Source organism: Mucilaginibacter jinjuensis, from assembly GCF_028596025.1.
In the GTDB taxonomy this organism is placed as follows: domain Bacteria; phylum Bacteroidota; class Bacteroidia; order Sphingobacteriales; family Sphingobacteriaceae; genus Mucilaginibacter; species Mucilaginibacter jinjuensis.
Map to the genome: position 1 here is coordinate 5,023,237 of NZ_CP117167.1, position 19,554 is coordinate 5,042,790.

General features: G+C 42.5%; 16 protein-coding genes. 5 read left to right on the forward strand and 11 right to left on the reverse strand.

Annotated elements, in window-relative coordinates; all coding sequences use genetic code 11:
- Positions 1-53: 53 nt before the first annotated feature.
- Positions 54-1,628 (reverse strand): hydroxymethylbilane synthase, encoded by a 1,575-nt coding sequence (gene hemC, locus PQO05_RS21660; protein ID WP_273629535.1) that lies wholly within the window; start codon positions 1,626-1,628, stop codon positions 54-56.
- A gap of 277 nt (positions 1,629-1,905) precedes the next feature.
- Positions 1,906-3,132 (reverse strand): glutamyl-tRNA reductase, encoded by a 1,227-nt coding sequence (gene hemA / locus PQO05_RS21665; RefSeq protein WP_273629536.1) that lies wholly within the window; start codon positions 3,130-3,132, stop codon positions 1,906-1,908.
- Between the two features lie 160 nt (positions 3,133-3,292).
- On the opposite strand from hemA, the gene PQO05_RS21670 reads away from it, so the two are divergent.
- Positions 3,293-3,667 (forward strand): DoxX family protein, encoded by a 375-nt coding sequence (locus PQO05_RS21670; protein WP_337941843.1) that lies wholly within the window; start codon positions 3,293-3,295, stop codon positions 3,665-3,667.
- 56 nt (positions 3,668-3,723) lie between these two features.
- On the opposite strand, the gene PQO05_RS21675 is transcribed toward PQO05_RS21670, so the two are convergent.
- Both PQO05_RS21675 and PQO05_RS21680 read right to left on the reverse strand, forming a co-directional pair.
- Positions 3,724-3,957 (reverse strand): Txe/YoeB family addiction module toxin, encoded by a 234-nt coding sequence (locus PQO05_RS21675; protein WP_273629538.1) that lies wholly within the window; start codon positions 3,955-3,957, stop codon positions 3,724-3,726.
- On the reverse strand, positions 3,948-4,145 hold the full coding sequence (locus PQO05_RS21680) for a DUF2683 family protein (protein ID WP_273629539.1): 198 nt from the start codon (positions 4,143-4,145) through the stop codon (positions 3,948-3,950). Before PQO05_RS21680 ends, PQO05_RS21675 begins: the two co-directional genes overlap by 10 nt.
- A 63-nt stretch (positions 4,146-4,208) precedes the next feature.
- Here PQO05_RS21680 and PQO05_RS21685 point away from each other — a divergent pair, with 63 nt between their 5' ends.
- Entirely contained in the window at positions 4,209-5,084 is an 876-nt protein-coding gene (locus tag PQO05_RS21685) for an alpha/beta hydrolase family protein (protein ID WP_273629540.1), read from the forward strand.
- A 168-nt stretch (positions 5,085-5,252) separates the two neighbouring features.
- Entirely contained in the window at positions 5,253-6,257 is a 1,005-nt protein-coding gene (locus PQO05_RS21690) for an MBL fold metallo-hydrolase (protein WP_273629541.1), read from the forward strand.
- A 105-nt stretch (positions 6,258-6,362) separates the two neighbouring features.
- On the opposite strand, the gene PQO05_RS21695 is transcribed toward PQO05_RS21690, so the two are convergent.
- The 5 genes from PQO05_RS21695 to PQO05_RS21715 all read right to left on the reverse strand — a co-directional run bounded on the left by PQO05_RS21695 (position 6,363) and on the right by PQO05_RS21715 (position 14,591).
- Positions 6,363-8,102 (reverse strand): thiamine pyrophosphate-dependent enzyme, encoded by a 1,740-nt coding sequence (locus PQO05_RS21695; RefSeq protein ID WP_273629542.1) that lies wholly within the window; start codon positions 8,100-8,102, stop codon positions 6,363-6,365.
- Between the two features lie 141 nt (positions 8,103-8,243).
- A complete protein-coding gene (locus tag PQO05_RS21700; protein WP_273629543.1) occupies positions 8,244-9,257 on the reverse strand; it encodes a hypothetical protein in 1,014 nt (337 codons plus the stop codon).
- A 40-nt stretch (positions 9,258-9,297) separates the two neighbouring features.
- Positions 9,298-11,388, reverse strand: a complete 2,091-nt coding sequence (gene ispG / locus PQO05_RS21705) for a (E)-4-hydroxy-3-methylbut-2-enyl-diphosphate synthase (RefSeq protein WP_273629544.1) — start codon at positions 11,386-11,388, stop codon at positions 9,298-9,300.
- Positions 11,389-11,667: 279 nt separating this feature from the next.
- On the reverse strand, positions 11,668-14,004 hold the full coding sequence (locus PQO05_RS21710; RefSeq protein WP_273629545.1) for a M1 family metallopeptidase: 2,337 nt from the start codon (positions 14,002-14,004) through the stop codon (positions 11,668-11,670).
- Complete coding sequence (locus PQO05_RS21715; RefSeq protein ID WP_273629546.1) at positions 14,001-14,591, reverse strand: HupE/UreJ family protein; 591 nt, start codon at positions 14,589-14,591, stop codon at positions 14,001-14,003. The genes PQO05_RS21710 and PQO05_RS21715 overlap by 4 nt, the downstream gene beginning before the upstream one ends.
- 60 nt (positions 14,592-14,651) lie before the next feature.
- Here PQO05_RS21715 and PQO05_RS21720 point away from each other — a divergent pair, with 60 nt between their 5' ends.
- Positions 14,652-15,134 (forward strand): DUF6702 family protein, encoded by a 483-nt coding sequence (locus tag PQO05_RS21720; protein WP_273629547.1) that lies wholly within the window; start codon positions 14,652-14,654, stop codon positions 15,132-15,134.
- A 57-nt stretch (positions 15,135-15,191) separates the two neighbouring features.
- Positions 15,192-17,627: a beta-galactosidase GalB gene (galB, locus tag PQO05_RS21725; RefSeq protein WP_273629548.1), complete on the forward strand. Its 2,436-nt coding sequence runs from the start codon at positions 15,192-15,194 to the stop codon at positions 17,625-17,627.
- A gap of 102 nt (positions 17,628-17,729) precedes the next feature.
- Here the strand turns inward: galB and PQO05_RS21730 are convergent, their stop codons facing one another.
- The gene (locus tag PQO05_RS21730; protein ID WP_273629549.1) at positions 17,730-18,200 is read right to left on the reverse strand and encodes a DUF6252 domain-containing protein; all 471 of its coding nucleotides are present in this window, start codon (positions 18,198-18,200) and stop codon (positions 17,730-17,732) included.
- Between the two features lie 118 nt (positions 18,201-18,318).
- The gene (locus PQO05_RS21735) at positions 18,319-19,428 is read right to left on the reverse strand and encodes a serine hydrolase domain-containing protein (RefSeq protein ID WP_273629550.1); all 1,110 of its coding nucleotides are present in this window, start codon (positions 19,426-19,428) and stop codon (positions 18,319-18,321) included.
- Between the last annotated feature and the right edge of the window lie 126 nt (positions 19,429-19,554).

A 19,554-nucleotide genomic window follows, 5' to 3' on the forward strand; every position in this document is an offset into this window, starting at 1 on the left:
ATATATATTGACTTTGCTGATGTCTATGAACTATGATCCATAAACTATCAACTTTAAAGTCCAAACACCGCCTCTGCCAAACCGATTTCATCGGGCGAAAAAGGCAATGTATATTTTATATTCAGTTCATCGAGCGTGCGGCCGGTTGATTTGCCGATGGCTACAATTTGCTGGTGATTATCCAAGAGATGATGTTCGAAATAATTTTCAACGTTTGATGGGCTGGTGAATACCAATACATCTGCAGATGATGCCGGTGCGGTTTCATCCAGCACGGTTTCATAAACCGGCAGATCAATGATCTTGGTATCGGCAGATAACCCCTGGTGGATACTCCTCATTGGATTTTCTGCACCGGGGAATAATATCGTAGTACCGTTAGCCAGTTTCGCAAAATCGCGGGCTACTTCGGCAGTATCGTTGCTTTGGCCAACATAATCGGCAAAGTGGCCATTCTTCCGCAACATATCTTCTGAGCCACTACCCATTACACCAAACTTAACCGGGTGTGCAAACTTAGGCTCTAACTGGAAGAAATATTCAACCGCATTTTTACTGGTAAAGAAGATCCACTCCACACTGCGTAAAATATATGAATCGAATGTATTGATTACAGGTACGGTACGTATTAACGACCATGCCTCGATCTCGATACCATGCTTCTCCAACGCACGGCGGAAATAACTTTGCGAACCCAAATCACGGGATATAAATACTTTTGACGGGAATTTGCGGTCTTTGCCGAAACGGGCAACTATCTTTTCAGGCAAACCCTCCAGATCATCAGTTTCGATGAATAAACGGTCAGGGAAGCCTTCGCCATCATCAGCCTTAGAAGTAAAAATCTGAAACTTACCTTCGTGCTTGCGGCAATATACACCCAATGGCAAATGGCAGCCACCGCCAAACAGGTTTAACACCTTACGCTCAACGCCTAATTGCTCGGCAACATCAGGGCGGTTAAGGGCTTGCAGGCGTTCAAATAACTCGTGGTCATTTTCGCGGATCTGTATGGCCATAACGCCTTGCGCCGGTGCAGGGATTAGTTCTGTTGGGGGTAATTCTTCTATTAAAAACTCGCTCAGGTCTAATCCTAAACGTGATATACCGGCTTTAGCCAGCATAATAGCATCATATTTTTCGTCGCGCAGTTTTTGGATACGGGTATTTACGTTGCCACGCAAATCATCAATCTCCAGATCGGGGCGTACAGCCAATAACTGGGCACGGCGACGGTTTGATGAGGTACCTACACGGCCGCCAAACTTTACCGACAGCTTTTGATGAACATCGACACAATCCTTCAAAATCAACAACAACTCAGATGGGTCTTCCCTTTCAGAAACTGCTGCGATGATAAGCCCCGCGGGGTTCTCAGTCGGCAGATCTTTGTGTGAGTGTACAGCTATATCAATTTTGCCAGCCAATAATTCTTCTTCAATCTCTTTGGTGAAAAACCCTTTACCCTCCAGCTTATCAAAGCTCAGGTTCAGGATGCGGTCGCCCTGTGTTTTAATAATCTTAAGTTCGGCAGAAACGCCTATGCTGGCCAGTTCGTTTTTAACAAAGTTAGCCTGCCATAAAGCAAGATCGCTGCCGCGTGTTCCTATGAGTAATTTTCTTTCCAAAGAGTATGTATTATTTTGATGCGCAAATTTAATTTTTATACAGTTGCAGCCACAATTTTTATTGCAATGTGAAGATTAGCTGACTGTGTGGTTGTTACCCACTACTAATTGTTGAAAATAAGAAATTTTGGGAGATAATTTGAGCTTAAGCAACAATAAATCAGGAGCATATTGGCAATGCTTTATTGAAGCCACAACCTGTCGCTCGGGGATTGCCACGCTATCGCTCGCAATGACGTGCGAGGTGAGGGATTGCTCTAATAAGAAACTTTGTTGATTAGTTATTTGCGATCAAGATCTCTTTCGCCATTACCATGGGTACACTGATGTACTTTTTCTCCATGTAATTCATTACTTTTTCAAGTATTTCGCGCGATTGCTGATCCATACCTTGCACCTCTTCTGCAAATACAGAATTGATGGCAGTGTTACGGATCTCTTTGATCTTCTCAGGAACCTGGCGCATAGCCACTTCGATGCGGCGTTGCTTTAGCTGAGGTATAAAGTCGTGGATGTTTTCTGCGATGATTTTTTCTGCGTGTACCAATTCCTGGTAACGCTCCTGCATATTCTTTTTAGCAATCTCGTTCAGCGAGTGAACCTCGATAAAGTTAACCGGGAAATTAACCAATACTTCCGGATCGGTATCATTAGGGATGGCTAAATCAACGATCGTTTTCTTATCAGTATCGCCATTCAGTAGCGAAGCGTAGATTTCTGGTGTGATGATCGGCTGAGTTGATGCAGTACAGGTAATAATTACATCGAAACCTTTTTTATAGGTTTTTAGAGCTTCCAGATCATAAGCTTCGCCTTTTAATTCTAAGGCCAACTCTTGTGCGCTACCCAACGTACGGTTAAATACCGAGAAGTTAGAGTACTTATGCTTTTGCAGATATTTAGAAATATTACGGTTGGTTTCTCCCGCGCCGATAATTAAGATACGGGCGTTTGGAGAAAGCTTCAAATCCTTAAGCTTACGGTAAGCTAACGATACAACCGAAATAGGATTTTTAGAAATATTGGTATGGGTATAAACTTCTTTAGCAGCTTTAACAACACAGCCCATTACCATGCGCAGGTAATCGTCTGTTAAACCTGCCATGCGGCAACTTTCGTAAGCTTTGCGTAACTGGGCTAAAATTTCTTTTTCGCCAACAATTAAGCTTTCTAAAGAGCATGAGGTACGCAGCAAGTGGTTTAGTGCATCCTGATCTTCGTAGATATTAGCAGCATCCAGGAAGGTTTCGGTGTAACCAGGGCAAAGGCCCATATCTAAAGCGTGGAAAAATTTACGGGTAAAATCGCGGTCGATAACTTGCGGGGTAGCCATTACAAAGGCAACACGGTTACAGGTAGAAAGGTAAAATATCTCTGGAATATCAAATAATTCTTTTACCTGCTTAAGCTTGGGAGTCAGATCTTCCTGACAAATAACCAGTTTTCCCAGTTCCTTCAGTTCGATCTGCTTATGCGTAAATGCTATAACCTTTAAATACTTCAATGCCGTTATAAATTTGACTCAACAAAATTACGTTCAATATATTCTACCTATGTCAATGCTTTGTCAAAGGAAAACAAAATAGAACGATTTTAAATTAGGTTTAAATAGTTATTAAAACTGTACCTTAAGCTGTTTACGTAAATAAACAAAGCCAGCAAATATGCAAATCTTTAGAAATATTAGCATAGTAATTCTTGTCATTTTTTATGCAATTGCCGGCATAAACCATTTTTGGCATCCAAGAGGATACGTTAAGATCATCCCCGACTATATACCCTACCCATCTCTGATGAACATTATATCGGGTGCGTGTGAACTGATATTCAGCCTGATGATGATTTTTCCGGCCACCCGCCCGCTGGCGGGCTGGCTGATTGTGGCCATGTTGGCCGCTTTTTTACCCGTACATATTACCATGGTTTATGACGCGCCAATGAAGGTTGGCAAACTGGAAGTAACACCTTTTATTGCATGGGCGAGATTATTATTACAACCGGTGCTGATGTATTGGGTCTGGTGGGGTACGAGGGTGTAGGTTTTAGATCATTATTTCGAATTAATAATGCCCTCTTAAAGATTGAATTTGCAGGATCACAATTTTATCCTGGTCATATATTTGTAGACAATACGATGTTCCCGATCAATTCTACGAGGCCAAAAACCGGATAACTCATGTTTTAACGGCTCTGGTTTTCCAATACCTTCAAACGGATTTTCTTGAATCGCAATTATTGGTTGTTGGACTTTCTTCTGAATCGCTTTATTGCCCGACTGCTTCCAATATCTTAAATCTTGTACAGCTTGTGGAGTAAATACTACTTCCATAAATCTTCTACGGCAATTTTAACACCCTTGCCATTCTTAACATCCTCTTCCCCATCTAAGATCTTTTTTACAAATTCTGGATCATAAGGACTTTTCTTAGTTTCAAAATCAATTTTCAGCGCTTTTGCAATTGCCTTTAAAGCAGATAATTGCTCTTTATTCTTTGGATGCATGATCATTGTTTCCATATCCAAATTTACATTTAATTTTTGTTTTGTTTACTATTGTCAAAGTCACCATCTTCAGCAACAATGCACCCTCACATGCGTTATACCATGCAAATGATCCAGAATAAAACTTATACCATACCGGGTTCTAAAGGCCGTTTAATGCTGGCCGACCTTACTTATAATGATGATAATCCTAATGCGCCGCTTATTATTTTTGTGCATGGCTTTAAGGGGTTTAAAGATTGGGGCACACATCACCTCGTAGCCCGTTACTTTGCCGAAAATGGTTACCGTGTTTTGAAATTCAATTTCTCACATAATGGCACCACACCCGATACACCTTTAGAATTTAGCGACCTGATTGCTTTTAGCGAAAATACATTTTCTATCGAACTGGATGATTTGAAATATATGATCGATTTTGCTGCCGGTGGTTCGGCCATGCCTGTTGCTGATCAGGTAATATTACTCGGGCATAGCATGGGTGGCGGTATCAGCATTATTAAAGCTGCGGAAGATAAACGTGTAAGCCATTTAATTACCATGGCTTCGGTTGCCGACTTTCATAACCTATGGCCTAAACAACTGGAAGCGCAATGGCGCTTAATGGGTACATTTAATTTCCCCAACCATCGTACCGGGCAGGAAATGCCGGTAAAGGCAACGCTGTTGGATGATATTGATAGATATTCGGCACGATTAAATATACTGGCGCAAGCAGCCAGTGTAAAACAGCCCTGGTTAATTGTACACGGCACTGCAGACACAACCGTTGCCGTAAGCCATGCATACGATTTAAAGCGCATGCAGCCCAACGCTGAATTATTGATATTGCCTAATGCGGATCATGTATTCGATGCATCGCATCCTTATTTTAAAGACATCTTACCGTCAGCTTTGCATGAATTGTGCAAAAAGGCTGTAACATTTTTAAAAGCAAACGATCCGAAAGAATAATGAAGTGAGAAAAGAGGAAGGATAAAAGATAAAGGACATTCCTTATCAAATTTTTGTCATTTCGAACGTATGTGAGAAATCTTCTTCACGAGATAAGTATATAGCAGAAGATTTCTCCTACCGTCGAAATGACAAGTAGTAAACAAGAATTAGATTATAATAATACAAATGCCAATCAACTTAAAAGGCTCCCGTAAAGAGGGACCCAAATATATGAACCCCATACTAACTGATGAAGCTGGCTTCGGCAAAATGCCGTCGATTTTATGGGATTACATGACTAACAAGGCCGAAAGTGTTCCGAAGAAAACATTAGGCCCTTTCAAAACCAATCCCGAAATATTTAATACCCCACCAGAGAGCGGTTTACGCATTACCTGGATAGGCCACTCGAGCATATTGATTGAAATTGACGGTAAACGCATTTTAACCGACCCGGTGTGGAGCCAACGCGCATCATTCTCTAAAAGCTTTGGGCCTAAACGTTTCTTTGATGCGCCAATTGCTTTGGATGATCTGCCTCCGCTGGATGCCATCATTGTTTCGCACGATCATTATGATCACTTCGATGAGGCGACTATTAAATATTTCGCAAACCTTTCAGTTCCTTTTTATACCTCATTAGGTGTCGGTTTTTATCTCGAAAAATGGGGTATAGCTAAAGATCGAATTACCGAAATGGATTGGGGCGACACCGCCAAAGTAGGTGACGACATGACAATCACCACCACTCCTACCCGTCACTTTTCGGGTCGTGGGATTACGCATCGCAATGAAACTTTGTGGTCGGCATTTGTGATTAAGGGTAACAAGCACAATATATTTTTCGGTGCCGATTCGGGCTGGTTCGAAGGTTTTGCAGATATAGGCGAAGCCTACGGCCCATTCGATTTAACCATGCTGGAAATTGGCGCTTATGGCAAAAACTGGCCGGATATACACATGGGCCCAGATCATGCATCGAACGCCCACCTTGCCCTCAAAGGCGGCCTGATGATGCCAATCCACTGGGGAACATTTAATCTGGCATTACATGCCTGGTATGAACCCATCGAGCGCTTACAGCAATTAGCCAAAGAAAAACAAATCCGCTTATTCGCACCAGAACCTGGGCAGCCTACGCAGGTTAATGATCTGCCGTTTATTTCGGGCTGGTGGAGAAAGTATAGGTAGTTTTTGGTTATTGAGTTATTAGGTTATTGAGGATTAGTTACTGGGTTATTGAGTTACTAAGTTATTGCGTAAGATCCAATAACTTAGTAACCTAATAACTACCAACTACAAAAGGTCCTTCACGTGCTTAATGTTTGATTTTACTGTTTCCAGTACTTCATCCATCTGTCCGTTTAGAATTAATTTGGACATCGATAATGCCATGCCTTTTATCTGCTCAAATTCTACTTTTGGTGGCATAGCGAGGGCGTTAGGATCTGTCATAACGTTAAGCAGTACAGGGCCGTTAAACATTAACGCTTCGCGGATGGCTTGTTCAACCATATCAGGATCGTTCACGGTTACGCCTTTAATACCCATTGCTTGTGCAACCATTGCAAAGTCGGGGTTATGCATATCGGTTTGATAATCAGGCAGGCCGGCAACTTCCATTTCCAGTTTCACCATCCCTAAAGAGCGATTGTTAAATACCACAATCTTGATCGGCAGGTTATATTGCGAAATAGTAGCCAGATCGCCCAGCAACATCGAAATGCCGCCATCGCCGCACATAGCAATCACTTGCCTGTCGGGGCAGGTTAATGCAGCACCAATAGCATGCGGCATAGCATTAGCCATTGAACCGTGGTTAAACGAACCCAGCATACTGCGCTTGCCTGTAGCGTGAATATATCTTGCTCCCCAAACACAGCACATCCCTGTATCAACTGTAAAAATAGCATCGTTAGTGGCCAGTTTATTCAACGTTGCCGCTACATATTCGGGGTGGATTTTATTTTTTTTGCCCTTATCGTCTACATAAGTCTGCAGGTTATCTTTTACCTTATCGTAGAATTTCAGTTGCGTTTGCAGGAAACTATCATCGTTTTTTTGCTCAATTAAAGGCAGCAAAGCTTTCAGCGTATCTTCGGTAGTTCCGCATAAACCCATACTTACTTTAGCCCGACGGCCAATACGCTCCGGTTTGGTATCCAGTTGTACAATCTTAATATCGGTAGGTAAAAACTGTTCATAAGGGAAATCGGTACCCAGTAAAACCAACACTTCTGATTGGTGCATACTGTGATAGGCAGATGGCAAACCTAGCAAACCCGTCATCCCCACTTCATTCGGATTATCATGCTGGATACTCATCTTTCCACGGAACGAATAACCTACCGGCGCATTCAACTTTTTAGAAAGTTCGACCACTTCATCATGCGCTTTTGATGCGCCGATACCGCAAAAGATGGTAATCTTTTCGTGAGAATTCAGTAAAGCAGCCAGCTCCTGTAACTCATGATCGCCAGGGCGGATTACCGGGGCAGTCACATAATTAATGATGGAAGTGCTTATCTCAACAGCATCCATTTTAGTGAGATCGCCGGGCAGGCCAATAACAGACACGCCTTTTTTGGCCAGTGCATGCTGTATCCCGGTTTGCAGCATCCGTGGTAATTGTGCAGGCGTGGTGGCTATCTGGTTATAATGGCTGCAATCATCGAATAATTTTATTGTATTCGTCTCCTGGAAAAATTCGGTACCAAACTCGGTAGTGGCGCAGGTAGATGCAATGGCAATAACCGGCGTGCCTGCACGGTGCGCATCATACAAACCGTTTATTAAATGCACGTGGCCGGGGCCACTACTACCAGCACAGCAAGCAAGTCCGCTCAGTTCCGATTCGGCTGCAGCTGCATAAGCACCTGCCTCCTCGTGGCGGACGTGGATCCATTGCACCTTGCCATCGGTGCGCCTAACGGCATCATTAACTTCGTTTAAACTGTCGCCGGTAACGGCATAAATTCTTTTGATACCTGCCGAGATCAGCATATCTACCAATTGCTCTGCTACGTTTTTAGCCATGGGTTGAGGTGATGTTGTTTCCCCAAGATAACTAAGAAAAGTGGTTCGGGTTTTGGATATTTGTACAAACACCTATCTTTATTACAAATGCCTGAAAATATCACCCAAATAAAATTCAAATTCTCGTGCTGGATATATTACTTAGGAATCACTTTCGTCTACCGGGACTAAAAATATTCCATCTGGAGACATTGCTTCAAAATTAACTTTTAAAAATTGTCTATAATCTTTAGTAGGAATTAAATCTCCTTTTATTAAAATATTATTTCCAGAATGAGATTGAAAATATTGTTTTACATATTCAACATTAGTATTTACAAACTCATGTGCTATGTATATTCTCGCTATTTTTGAATCAAATATTTGGATTTCAGAAATATAAAAAACAATAGAAATAATTGCCTTTGTTCCTCTAAAGAATTCAGTTATTGTCCGTGATAAAATTGGAGCAAGTTCAGGATTAGTTAACCAAGTCTGTGGCAGACTAACGAACACAGCTCCTAATTTTCCTTTTGCTATCTGAGCACGTGCTTTTTTTAATACTCTTAATATTGTATCATCTGACAACAAAGTAGCTTCAATTTTACACTTCATTTCACAGCAAACCTCAGTGCCATCATCTAATGTTATTTCAGCATCATAATCATTCCCTTTTATTCCCGAAGTTTTTATAAACTTAAAATTAGTATCACTTGTTAAAAGTAATCTTGCAGCTTGTAAAGCAAAAAATGTTGATTCAATTTGCCCCGCTCTGATCATATCAATATTCTCATCGTTGTTAGGAATTAACAATGAGTTGTAAAGCATTTCGCCAAGTTCTATAATCCTATACTGATGAATTGCTTGATCTTCAACCGTTTTCGAGAAAGTACGCATAAAGCTATTAGGGACTGCTTTTTCTCTATCATTAGACCATGGTTCACCAAAAAAATTCAACTTCAATTTTCCAATATTTGGTAATTCTCTTAGCATCATATTCGTTTCACACCAACTGATCCCCAATAACTGAATTAAAAAATACTGAGACAATGTATATGCAATCAAAACTTCAGGATGCTTAATTCCTAACTGTCTAATCGGCTGAAGGTTTTCCTCCCACTTGTCTAACATTATGGACGCTAACTCCTTTCGATTCGTTATTAATTTTTCTGTCATGTTTCAATTATATAACCAATCCAAGTAGAACTATAATTAATTAAATAGCCGGTTCAACCCAATTACCATCACCCTGAATAATATTAATCAGCTCATCAACGGCGATAGCAGTATTCACATTCTTTTTAACCACTTCTTTACCCCGGTACAAAGTAATTTTACCTGGGCCAGCACCTACATATCCATAATCGGCATCAGCCATTTCACCGGGGCCGTTTACGATGCAGCCCATAATACCAATCTTTAGACCTTTAAGGTGACTGGTACGGCTGCGGATCAACTGCGTAGTTTCCTGCAAATCAAATAGTGTTCGACCGCAGCTTGGGCACGAGATATATTCGGTTTTTGAAATTCGTGAGCGGGTTGCCTGCAGAATCCCGAAAGCGGTAGAAGTAATAATATTAGTCGGCAACTGAGGTGCATCAATCCAGATACCATCGCCGAAACCATCAACCAGTAAAGCACCCATATCGGTAGCGGCGTAGAGTTGGAGAAGGGTTGTCTGTTGTCCGTTGTCGGTTGTCGGGTCTTTGATTTCGGATTTGGTTTCTTCCTGACTTTCGGTCTTTCCGACTTCCGGACTTCCGGACTCAAAAACGTAGCTTCTCTTCACTATCACCGGTACATCCAATCCGAACTCTTCCATTTTAAAGAAGAATGCGCGTTGGTCGGCCATGCCGTGCAGTTCGGTAGTTTCGAGTACAAATACCAGTTTTTTATCTAACTCAATTTGTCCAAATAGATCGGTATCCAAATCGGCATTGGTGATGCGTACCAGGTTTAGAGTGGATGTACGGTCGTCAGCATCAACGTATTCCTGTAAGGTAAACAGTGGGTGCGCATTTGTTTTATTAGCCAGCGTTTTCCAGGTGTTGTAGTTATACAGCTGCTTTAAATTGCCGGGGAAGTTAAACGACGGCAACTGATCGCCCATATAAGCAAAATCAACCGACTGATCGGCCATATTATACTTATCCAGCATGGCCGAATACAGGTAACCGGCAGCATTCAGCACCGCAGGATCTTTCAGGTTTTCTTTAGACAGATCAACCACCACGCGAGGCACCATGTGGCCACCAATGAAAGCGTTGGCTTCGTAGGTTTCGCGTTTTTTGTATTCGTATGGGGAGTGTTCAGTTGCGAGTTGCGGTGTTTGAGTTGCGGGGTCCGAGCCCGGGAACTTCATATCTAAAATCTGATCTCCAGCTTCCAACCTCTGTGCTCTTTTGCTATATCTTTCCACCAAAGCAATAGCAACCGGTGCTTCTGCCTCTGGTTCTTCGGTTAACGAAACGCGGACGGTATCGCCTAAACCATCTTCCAGTAAAGTACCGATACCCACGGCAGATTTGATACGGCCATCTTCGCCATCACCGGCTTCGGTTACACCGAGGTGCAATGGGTAGTTCATCCCTTCGGCAACCATGGTTTGTACCAGCAGGCGGTAGGCTTGCACCATTACCTGTGGGTTGCTCGATTTCATGGATATGCACAGATTATAATAATTAAGCGCCTCGCACATGCGGATAAACTCCATTGCCGATTCCACCATTCCCTGCGGGGTATCGCCATAACGGCTCATAATACGGTCGCTTAATGAACCATGATTGGTGCCGATACGCATGGCAGTACCGTACTCTTTACAGATGTTTACAAGCGGCGTAAATTTAGAGTTGATACGCTCTAACTCGCCCTGGTATTCGACATCAGTATATTCTAAAATATCGAATTTCTTTTTGTCGGCATAGTTGCCGGGGTTTACACGCACCTTTTCAACAATACGGGCAGCTACTTCGGCAGCGTTTGGGGTGAAGTGAATATCGGCCACCAAAGGTGCAGTATAGCCACGCCCACGTAGTTCTTTCTTAATATTAGCAAGATTCTGTGCTTCCTTAATGCTGGGGGCAGTAATACGAATATACTCACAACCCGCCTCAATCATGCGGATCGATTGCTCTACTGTACCAATGGTATCCATGGTATCAGTAGTCGTCATGCTTTGAATGCGGATGGGGTTGTTCCCTCCCATCGGCACATCACCAATGTTTACCTCGCGGGTAATAAAACGCGAATAATCGGTTAACGAATTACAATAACGACCGGGTAATAATTTCAATGCTTCAGCATCCATAAACAAGCAATCAATTGATATTGCAAAGATAAGGATTATAAACCTCTCCCCAACCCTCTCCTTTGGAGAGGGAGTCAAAAACATATCATAAAGTAAAAAGCTCTATCCACTACATTGGTTTTGTCATTCAGAGCGCCAGCGAAGAATCTTCTGCGTTTAATAAGTAGGCGTTATATCTGTACAGCGTTAATGTCGCATGAAGAAGATTCTTCGCTGGCGCTCTGAATGACAAAGCTTCTTTAAACAAAGAAGCCCCGATTTTCATCGGGGCTTTCCTTATTAGTTTGATTTTTGCAGTGATTCTTTCATCGGGTTGCTGCCTGATGATGCACCTCTTGGGCCTCCCTGGCTTTTAAACAGTTCGAACCTCGATGGTGTGTATTCGCGCGGCCACGAGTTGTTGTTCTCGTCAATATCAGCCGTTTCTTTAAACGGATCTATTTTTATCGATTTTACTTCTTTGGTTTTGGCGAATACCTTGGTGATATTCTTTTCGTTTTTGCGCCAGATGTAGGCCGAAATGCGTTCTACTTCTTTAGTGCCATCGGTATAAGTCCACTCAATAATCAGCGGCATTACACAGCCGCCTTTATTGCTAAGATCGAGTTCGTAAAAGAAGTTTTTGTTTTCGTAGAATTTCTTTTCTTCAGGGCTCAAAGCATCGTACAAAGTCTGGTAGCTTTTTTTGCTTAATGGTGTTGCTGCAAACTTATCGTACTTGCCATAAAAATCTTGCAGGGAAGTATCACCTTCTACAGCAAATTTAATTCCCTCTTCTTTATTACGGGTAGCGCTGATGTGCTGCATGTTTTTATCAGCCATAGCCTTGTTGTAGCTGCCTTCAACTTCCGGGTTCTTGGTATCTAAACGGTAGTATTTAACGCTGTCTAACGAAATATCAACCGGGTCAATTCCGTAGAACCAACCACGCCAGAACCAGTCCAGATCAACTGCCGAGGCATCTTCCATCGTGCGGAAAAAGTCGGTTGGTGTTGGGTGCTTAAATGCCCAGCGGTGTGCGTAGGTTTTAAACGCGTAATCAAATAAAGATCGGCCCATTACGGTTTCGCGCAGGATATTTAACGCAGTAGCCGGTTTTGCATAAGCATTAGGACCAAAGCGAACAATGTTCTCAGAATTGGTCATAATCGGCTCCAGCTGATCGGCAGGCAATTTCATGTAATCCACAATCTTAGCAGCAGGGCCGCGTTGCGATGGGTATTTGTTATCCCACTCCTGCTCAGCCAAAAACTGGCAGAAAGTATTTAAACCTTCATCCATCCAGGTCCACTGGCGCTCGTCTGAGTTAACGATCATCGGGAAAAAGTTGTGGCCAACTTCGTGGATAATTACACCTGTCATGGCATATTTAACCGCCTCGCTGTAAGTACCGTCTTTATCTGCACGGCCATTGTTGAAACAAATCATCGGATACTCCATACCGTTTGAAGCCTCAACCGAAGTTGCAGCCGGGTAAGGATAAGGGAAAGTATGTTTTGAATAGACTTTCAATGTGTGTGCAACCAGTTTGGTTGAGTAACGACGGTATAATGGATAAGCCTCAGGACCGTAAATACTCATCGCCATAACAGTTTTACCGCCATCAATATGCGTAGCCATCGCATCCCAAACCACACGGCGTGATGATACCCAGGCAAAATCGCGCACGTTTTCGGCATGGAAATCCCAGGTTTTACGGGCGGTGGCATGGCCTTGCATTTGTTTTTTAACTTCGGCAAGGGTTACAATTTCAACAGGCTCTTTAGCAGTTTGCGCCTGCTCCCAGCGATGTAATTGTGCAGCAGTAAGCGTTTGTGCATAGTTAGAGCATACACCGGTACCACCTACAAAATGATCGGCAGGTACATTTAAGTGTACTTTAAAATCGCCAAAGGTTAAAGCAAACTCACCACGACCAGTAAACTGCTTGTTTTGCCAGCCCTGGAAATCGCTGTAAACTGCCATACGCGGATACCATTGCGCCATGGTGTACAGGTAGTTTTTATCTTCCGGGAAATACTCGTAACCGCCACGGCCACCAATGGTTAAACGGTCTGAGATGTTATACCACCAGGCAATTTTAAATTTAAACTTGGCACCCGGTTTCAGCGTTTGTGGTAACTCCACACGCATCATGGTTTCATTGATGATATAGGTAAGCGGGTTACCTGCTTCATCTTTGATGGATACGATATGATCGCCCAGATCGAGGTTGTGACCCATAATGCCTTGCAGTTCGCGCAGGGTCATTTTGTCCTTCATTTTGCTCTCGTCAAACTTCGAGCTTTCACCATCTTTTTTGTGCTGGTTTTCATCAAGCTGGATCCACATATAAGTCAGAGGATCGGGCGAGTTATTGTAGTAAGTAATGGTTTCAACACCATCCAAACGCTGTTTATCGTCATCAAGCGTAGCGCTGATATCGTAATCGGCTTTTTGTTGCCAGTACTTTGGTCCCGGTGCGCCCGATGCCGAACGGTACTCGTTCGGGTCGGCCAGCATTTGGCCCAGCTGCTCAAACTTGTTGCCGTGGTTTGATTTTGGATTGTTATCGTTCTGCGCAAAAGCACCAGAACCTAACAGTAAAGCAAAAACTGAAACGTAGATTTTTCTCATCTAAATTTTATTAATTGAAAACGTTCTATACACATGATGAAAGCAATGCCGAAGATAGCCGACGACAGGAACAGCGTCCAGTCGCGGCGTTTTACTTTGGCAAAATTGATACACAAAAAAGAGATAAGCAGCGCCGTGAGCACAATTAACACCTGCCCAAACTCGAGCCCGATGTTAAATGCAAAAAGCTGACCTACTATATTGGTGCTGGTACCCAGCAAACTTTTTAAATAATTAGAGAAGCCCATGCCGTGGATCAGCCCGAAGAACATCGCCAGCACATAATTCAGTTTCATGGTGGCTTCGCTGCGTTGTGGTTTTAAAATATTGACCAAACTGGTGAATACAATGGTAACCGGAATCAGAAATTCGATCAAAGAACTGTTAATATGGATCACATTTAACACGCTTAATGCCAATGTTATGGAATGACCGATGGTAAAAGCGGTTACTAAAATTAAAACTTTACGCCAATCGGCCAATAAATACGTTCCGCAGAGTACAGTTACAAATAAAATATGGTCATATCCCGCCCAATTACATATATGTTGCCAACCTAACTCGAAATATAAACCAAAATCCTGCACGGGGTAAAAATAAAAGGATAATAATAGCGTATTTTGGCCTAAAATCCATGTACTAACACAATGATGTTACAATTTTTAACTTTTTGCTGGCTTTTGCTGTTCCATCCCTTCTATGTTAGCGTTACCGAGATTAATCATAACGCCAAAAATCAGTCGATAGAAATTAGCTGCCGCATGTTTTACGATGATCTTGAACGTGAGCTGAATAAAACCGCAAAACCTGGTATCGACATTGTAAAACCAAAGGACAAAGCACAGGTAAACCAAATGATTGCGGATTACATAAAAAAGCACCTCATTATTAAAGCTGATGGCAAACCGCTTAACCTCAGCTTTGTTGGTTATGAAATACAGGAAGATGGCGCGTGGAGTTATTTCGAGGTAAAGGGCATTAGCAAAGTGAAACAGGTTACCGTGCATGATGATTTGTTGTACACTGCCCACCCCGAACAGATTAACATGATCCATACCACCGTAAACGGCGAACGCAAAAGCACCAAGCTGGATAACCCGGAGGCCGATGCTTTATTTAGTTTTTTATAATATGTTTTAAATAGTGTTATATTTACTGTCTAACTTACAGTTAAAACCTATATACTCATGTTTCCAGTTAAAACACAGGCCATTAAGGTCACCGTGGCATTGCTATTTGTGTTGATGCTCTTGCCATTTTATGCCGCTAAAGCACAATCAGGCCGCCAAACGCTCGATTTTGATAAGGGCTGGCGCTTTCATTTGGGCGATGACAAAAACGTAGAAAGTACATCATTTAACGATAAACTATGGCGACAACTCGATCTGCCGCACGACTGGAGCATTGAAGGTACCTTCAGCAAAGACAACCCTGCCAAACCCGAAGGCGGTGCACTACCGGGTGGCTTAGGCTGGTACCGTAAAACTTTTACCATCCCAACTACCGATAAAAACAAGATCATTTATATTGATTTCGGCGGCGTTTATCAGAAAAGCGATGTATGGATCAATGGCCATCATTTGGGTTTCAGGCCTAACGGTTATATCTCTTTCAGGTACGAACTTACTCCCTACCTAAAGTTTGGTGGCACAAACGTTATTGTTGTTAAGGTTGATAATTCTGTTCAGCCTAACTCGCGTTGGTATTCGGGTTCGGGTATTTACCGTAATGTATGGCTGGTTAAAACCAACAGGATTGCGGTAAATAACTGGGGAACTTATGTAAGTACACCGAGGGTAAACGCACAATCGGCAGATGTATTGGTAAGTACCAAGGTTCGCCTAAAAATGCCTGCATCAAGCGTTAATATAAATACTACTATTTACAATGCGCAGGGCAAAGCAATAGTAAGCAATATTAAAAGTAATATAACTCTTTCCGATTCTATCTCTACTGTAAACCAAACTTTAACTGTTAAATCGCCGGTGCTATGGTCGGTAGACCAGCCTTATTTGTATAAAGCGGTTACCAAAATTACGCAGGGCAAAACAGTTTTAGATACTTACACCACCAATGTGGGTATCCGCTCTTTTGTGTTTGATGCCGATAAGGGCTTTATTCTGAATGGCAAACCTGTTAAAATTTTAGGTGCGTGCGATCATCATGATCTGGGCAGCTTGGGTGCAGCAGTCAATACCCGTGCTTTGGAGCGTCAGCTACAGATTTTAAAAGAGATGGGCTGTAACGGCATTCGTACTTCCCACAATCCACCTGCACCTGAATTGCTTGATCTGTGCGATAAAATGGGCTTTATTGTAATGGATGAGGCTTTTGATTGCTGGGAAAAGGGCAAGGTTGATTACGATTATCACCTGTACTTTAAACAATGGCACAAACGCGATCTGGAAGATCAGATCCTGCGCGACCGTAACCACCCGAGCGTTTTTATATGGAGTATTGGAAACGAGATACCTCAACAGGCTGACACTGCTGCTTTACGAATAGCGCCGGAACTGGCCCGTATTGTACACAGCCTTGACCAAAGCCGCCCAATTACTACCGCAAATGATCAGCCTACTAAGTTTAACCAGATCGTTAAATCGGGTGCGGTTGATTTGGTTGGTTATAATTATCATCACCAGCTTTATGAGAAATTCCATGACGATTTCCCCGGCATGAAATTCATCGGTACCGAAACTACTTCGGCTTTGGAAACACGTGGTTTTTATGATATGCCTTCGGATAGTATCCGCAGATGGCCTATTGCCTGGGATAAACCGTTTAGCAACCCCGATGGTAACGGCAACGTAGTTTCGGCTTACGATAATGTTTCGGCACCATGGGGTTCACTGCACGAGGAAACCTGGAAACTGATTAAGAAACACAACTATCTCTCAGGCATGTATATCTGGACCGGCTTTGATTACCTGGGCGAACCTACACCGTACAGCTGGCCATCGCGCAGCTCTTACTTTGGTATTATTGACCTGGCAGGATTCCCGAAAGATGTTTACTACATGTACCAAAGCGAATGGGCTGATAAACCTGTGCTCCACATTTTCCCGCACTGGAACTGGAAACCGGGTAAGGTGGTTGACATCTGGGCGTATTATAACCATGCAGACGAGGTTGAACTATTCCTGAATGGAAAATCTCTGAGCGTTAAAAAAAAACAGGGCGAAGACCTGCACGTAATGTGGCGTGTACCATTTGAAGCCGGAACATTGAAAGCGGTATCACGCTTAAATGGTAAAGTAGTCTTAACCCGTACCATTAACACCGCCGGTAAAGCTGCCAAAATTGAACTGATTCCAGATCGAAACAATATTAAAGCCGATGGTAAAGACCTATCTTTTGTAACCATTAAAATTTTGGATAAAGACGGTAACGTAGTACCTGATGCTGAGAACCGCGTTAACTTCAAAATCAACGGTCAGGGTTTCATTGCCAGCGTTGATAACGGTGACCCGGTTAGTCATGATCCTTTTAAAGCATCATACCGTAAAGCGTTTCATGGATTGGCATTGGCCATTATTCAGGCTAAAGAAAAAGCCGGCGCAGTTAATTTAACTGCAGAGAGTGAAGGTTTGCAGGGTGCGAGTGTGGTTATAAAGGTTAAATAAAACAAAAAGAGGCACAAAGTATTGTGCCTCTACGTATCATATTAATGTAGAGACACAATATTTTGTGTCTCTTTTGTTAAGGACTTTCTGCCTCGTTTTATTTTATAGCTTACTTACAGATGAGGTAAACTTCCCTTCGGTAATTGTTACCGTTTTTGAATTTGAAAAATTTGTACCGGTAAACTGGAATGTGCCGGTTACAAATGAGCCAGAAAATGCCGTTATGGTAATACTACCCGAAGTTGCCTGGTACGTATCTGTTTTTGAAGTATAGGCAACAATCAAATTGTCTTTTACTACATCATAAGTGCCCACTTTAGGGTTTTCGAGCCCAAGGCCAATGCCTTCTGTGGTACTAACCTGGCCTAAAACCTGTAGGGTATTATTTGCACCGCTGCTGGTGTACCACTGAGCTACGGGTGCAATTGAAGTTTGCTCGAGTGTGCCATTTAACTTAAACGACATAGATGGCTTAGAAGAATCTGGTTGAGAATCGTCTTTGCTGTCTTTTTTGCAGGAAAATAATGTGATTGAGAGAACGGCTAATAATAGCGCAACTTTTAGTTGTTTCATGAATTATGTAATAAGGTTAGGTAGAAAAATAAGCAAAAACAGCCCTATAAAAAAGCATGGATTTACAAATGACTGTGTTTCAGTAAATTTAGTTTCAAGCAACAACTATCTTTATAATTTAATCAGTTTGCTTTAGAGTTTTTAAAAGCAAATGGGCTATCGCTGTTAAATTTGTGCTGCCTATATTATAATTACGCATCAGGATAACGGCATAACCGCTTGATTGATCGATAGCCATTTCTGAAGTATAACCCGGCACCGAACCGTTGTGCCCAATCACATCCAGGTCTGCACTTTTGTAAAGCATCAATCCAAGTCCATATTTTTCTCCACCTGGCGGCACTTCCTGCATTTGTTTACGGCTTTGAGTTGAGAGTAAGGCAGGCTTACCTATCAGCGACAAGGCAAACTTAGCCAGGTCGCGTGGGGTTGAGTAAATTCCACCATTGGGTACACGATAACCCCGGCCTTTCAATTCACGCACTGGTAAATCAATGTTAACTTCGCCATTTCCGTTCGACATACCTTCGGCAAGTCGGGGTAGCTTATCCTCGGGTAATGCAAAGTAAGTATCGGTCATGTGTAACGGATCTAAGATCCGTTGCTGCACCATTTGCATATAAGGCACACCGGCAGCCCGTGAGACGGCCAACCCAAGCATAGCGAAGCCGATATTGGAGTACAGGAACAGTTCGCCCGGCTTACTGTTGTAGGAGGTTTTGGGGATACATGCCAGAACCTTTTGCTCCCACTGATCGAGTGGTCCAACATCTGCACCATGCAAATCGGGTTCGCGTTTTAGTCCGGCTGTGTGCGAGGCCAGTTGCCTGAAAGTGATCTTGCTGTATTTATTATAATCTTTCAGATTCTTAATTTCAGGCAGATAGTTTTCAACCGGATCATCCGGCTTTATTTTGCCTTCTTCTACCATTTGCATCAATAAAGCGGCAGTGAAAACCTTGGTTATAGAGCCTATCCGATAAATATTATTGGTATCAGCAGGAATATTCTGCTCCATTTTTGCATAGCCAAAGGCTCCGGCCCAAATCACCTGATCATTTTTTACAATAGCTACCGAGATACTACCGTGCAGGTTATCTTTTTGTAGGTCACTATTGATCTGATCTCCGATCAGGCTTATAACTGCACTCGCTTTAGAATTCAGCTGTCCGAAACTGTGTTGGCAAAATAAGGTGGCTATGATTAGGAGCAGGCATTTGATTTTCATTGGGTAATGATTTGAAAAATCAATATACGTTTTTCAACAATAATTAAGCAAGGATTGTCATACAGAGTTGTAAAATCCGGAGCCTTTAAAAATGTAATTACAAATTTTTAAATAAGTTCGTCATTG

Excerpts from the sequence above, each read along its gene's own strand:
- PQO05_RS21710 (WP_273629545.1), bottom strand. The coding sequence starts at position 14,004 with ATGAGAAAAATCTACGTTTCAGTTTTTGCTTTACTGTTAGGTTCTGGT.
- PQO05_RS21695 (WP_273629542.1), bottom strand. The coding sequence starts at position 8,102 with ATGGCTAAAAACGTAGCAGAGCAATTGGTAGATATGCTGATCTCGGCA.
- PQO05_RS21675 (WP_273629538.1), bottom strand. The coding sequence starts at position 3,957 with ATGGAAGTAGTATTTACTCCACAAGCTGTACAAGATTTAAGATATTGG.
- PQO05_RS21700 (WP_273629543.1), bottom strand. The coding sequence starts at position 9,257 with ATGACAGAAAAATTAATAACGAATCGAAAGGAGTTAGCGTCCATAATG.
- ispG (WP_273629544.1), bottom strand. The coding sequence starts at position 11,388 with ATGGATGCTGAAGCATTGAAATTATTACCCGGTCGTTATTGTAATTCG.
- PQO05_RS21670 (WP_337941843.1), top strand. The coding sequence starts at position 3,293 with ATGCAAATCTTTAGAAATATTAGCATAGTAATTCTTGTCATTTTTTAT.
- PQO05_RS21680 (WP_273629539.1), bottom strand. The coding sequence starts at position 4,145 with ATGGAAACAATGATCATGCATCCAAAGAATAAAGAGCAATTATCTGCT.
- PQO05_RS21690 (WP_273629541.1), top strand. The coding sequence starts at position 5,253 with ATGCCAATCAACTTAAAAGGCTCCCGTAAAGAGGGACCCAAATATATG.
- PQO05_RS21720 (WP_273629547.1), top strand. The coding sequence starts at position 14,652 with ATGATGTTACAATTTTTAACTTTTTGCTGGCTTTTGCTGTTCCATCCC.
- galB (WP_273629548.1), top strand. The coding sequence starts at position 15,192 with ATGTTTCCAGTTAAAACACAGGCCATTAAGGTCACCGTGGCATTGCTA.
- PQO05_RS21730 (WP_273629549.1), bottom strand. The coding sequence starts at position 18,200 with ATGAAACAACTAAAAGTTGCGCTATTATTAGCCGTTCTCTCAATCACA.
- PQO05_RS21735 (WP_273629550.1), bottom strand. The coding sequence starts at position 19,428 with ATGAAAATCAAATGCCTGCTCCTAATCATAGCCACCTTATTTTGCCAA.
- PQO05_RS21685 (WP_273629540.1), top strand. The coding sequence starts at position 4,209 with ATGCACCCTCACATGCGTTATACCATGCAAATGATCCAGAATAAAACT.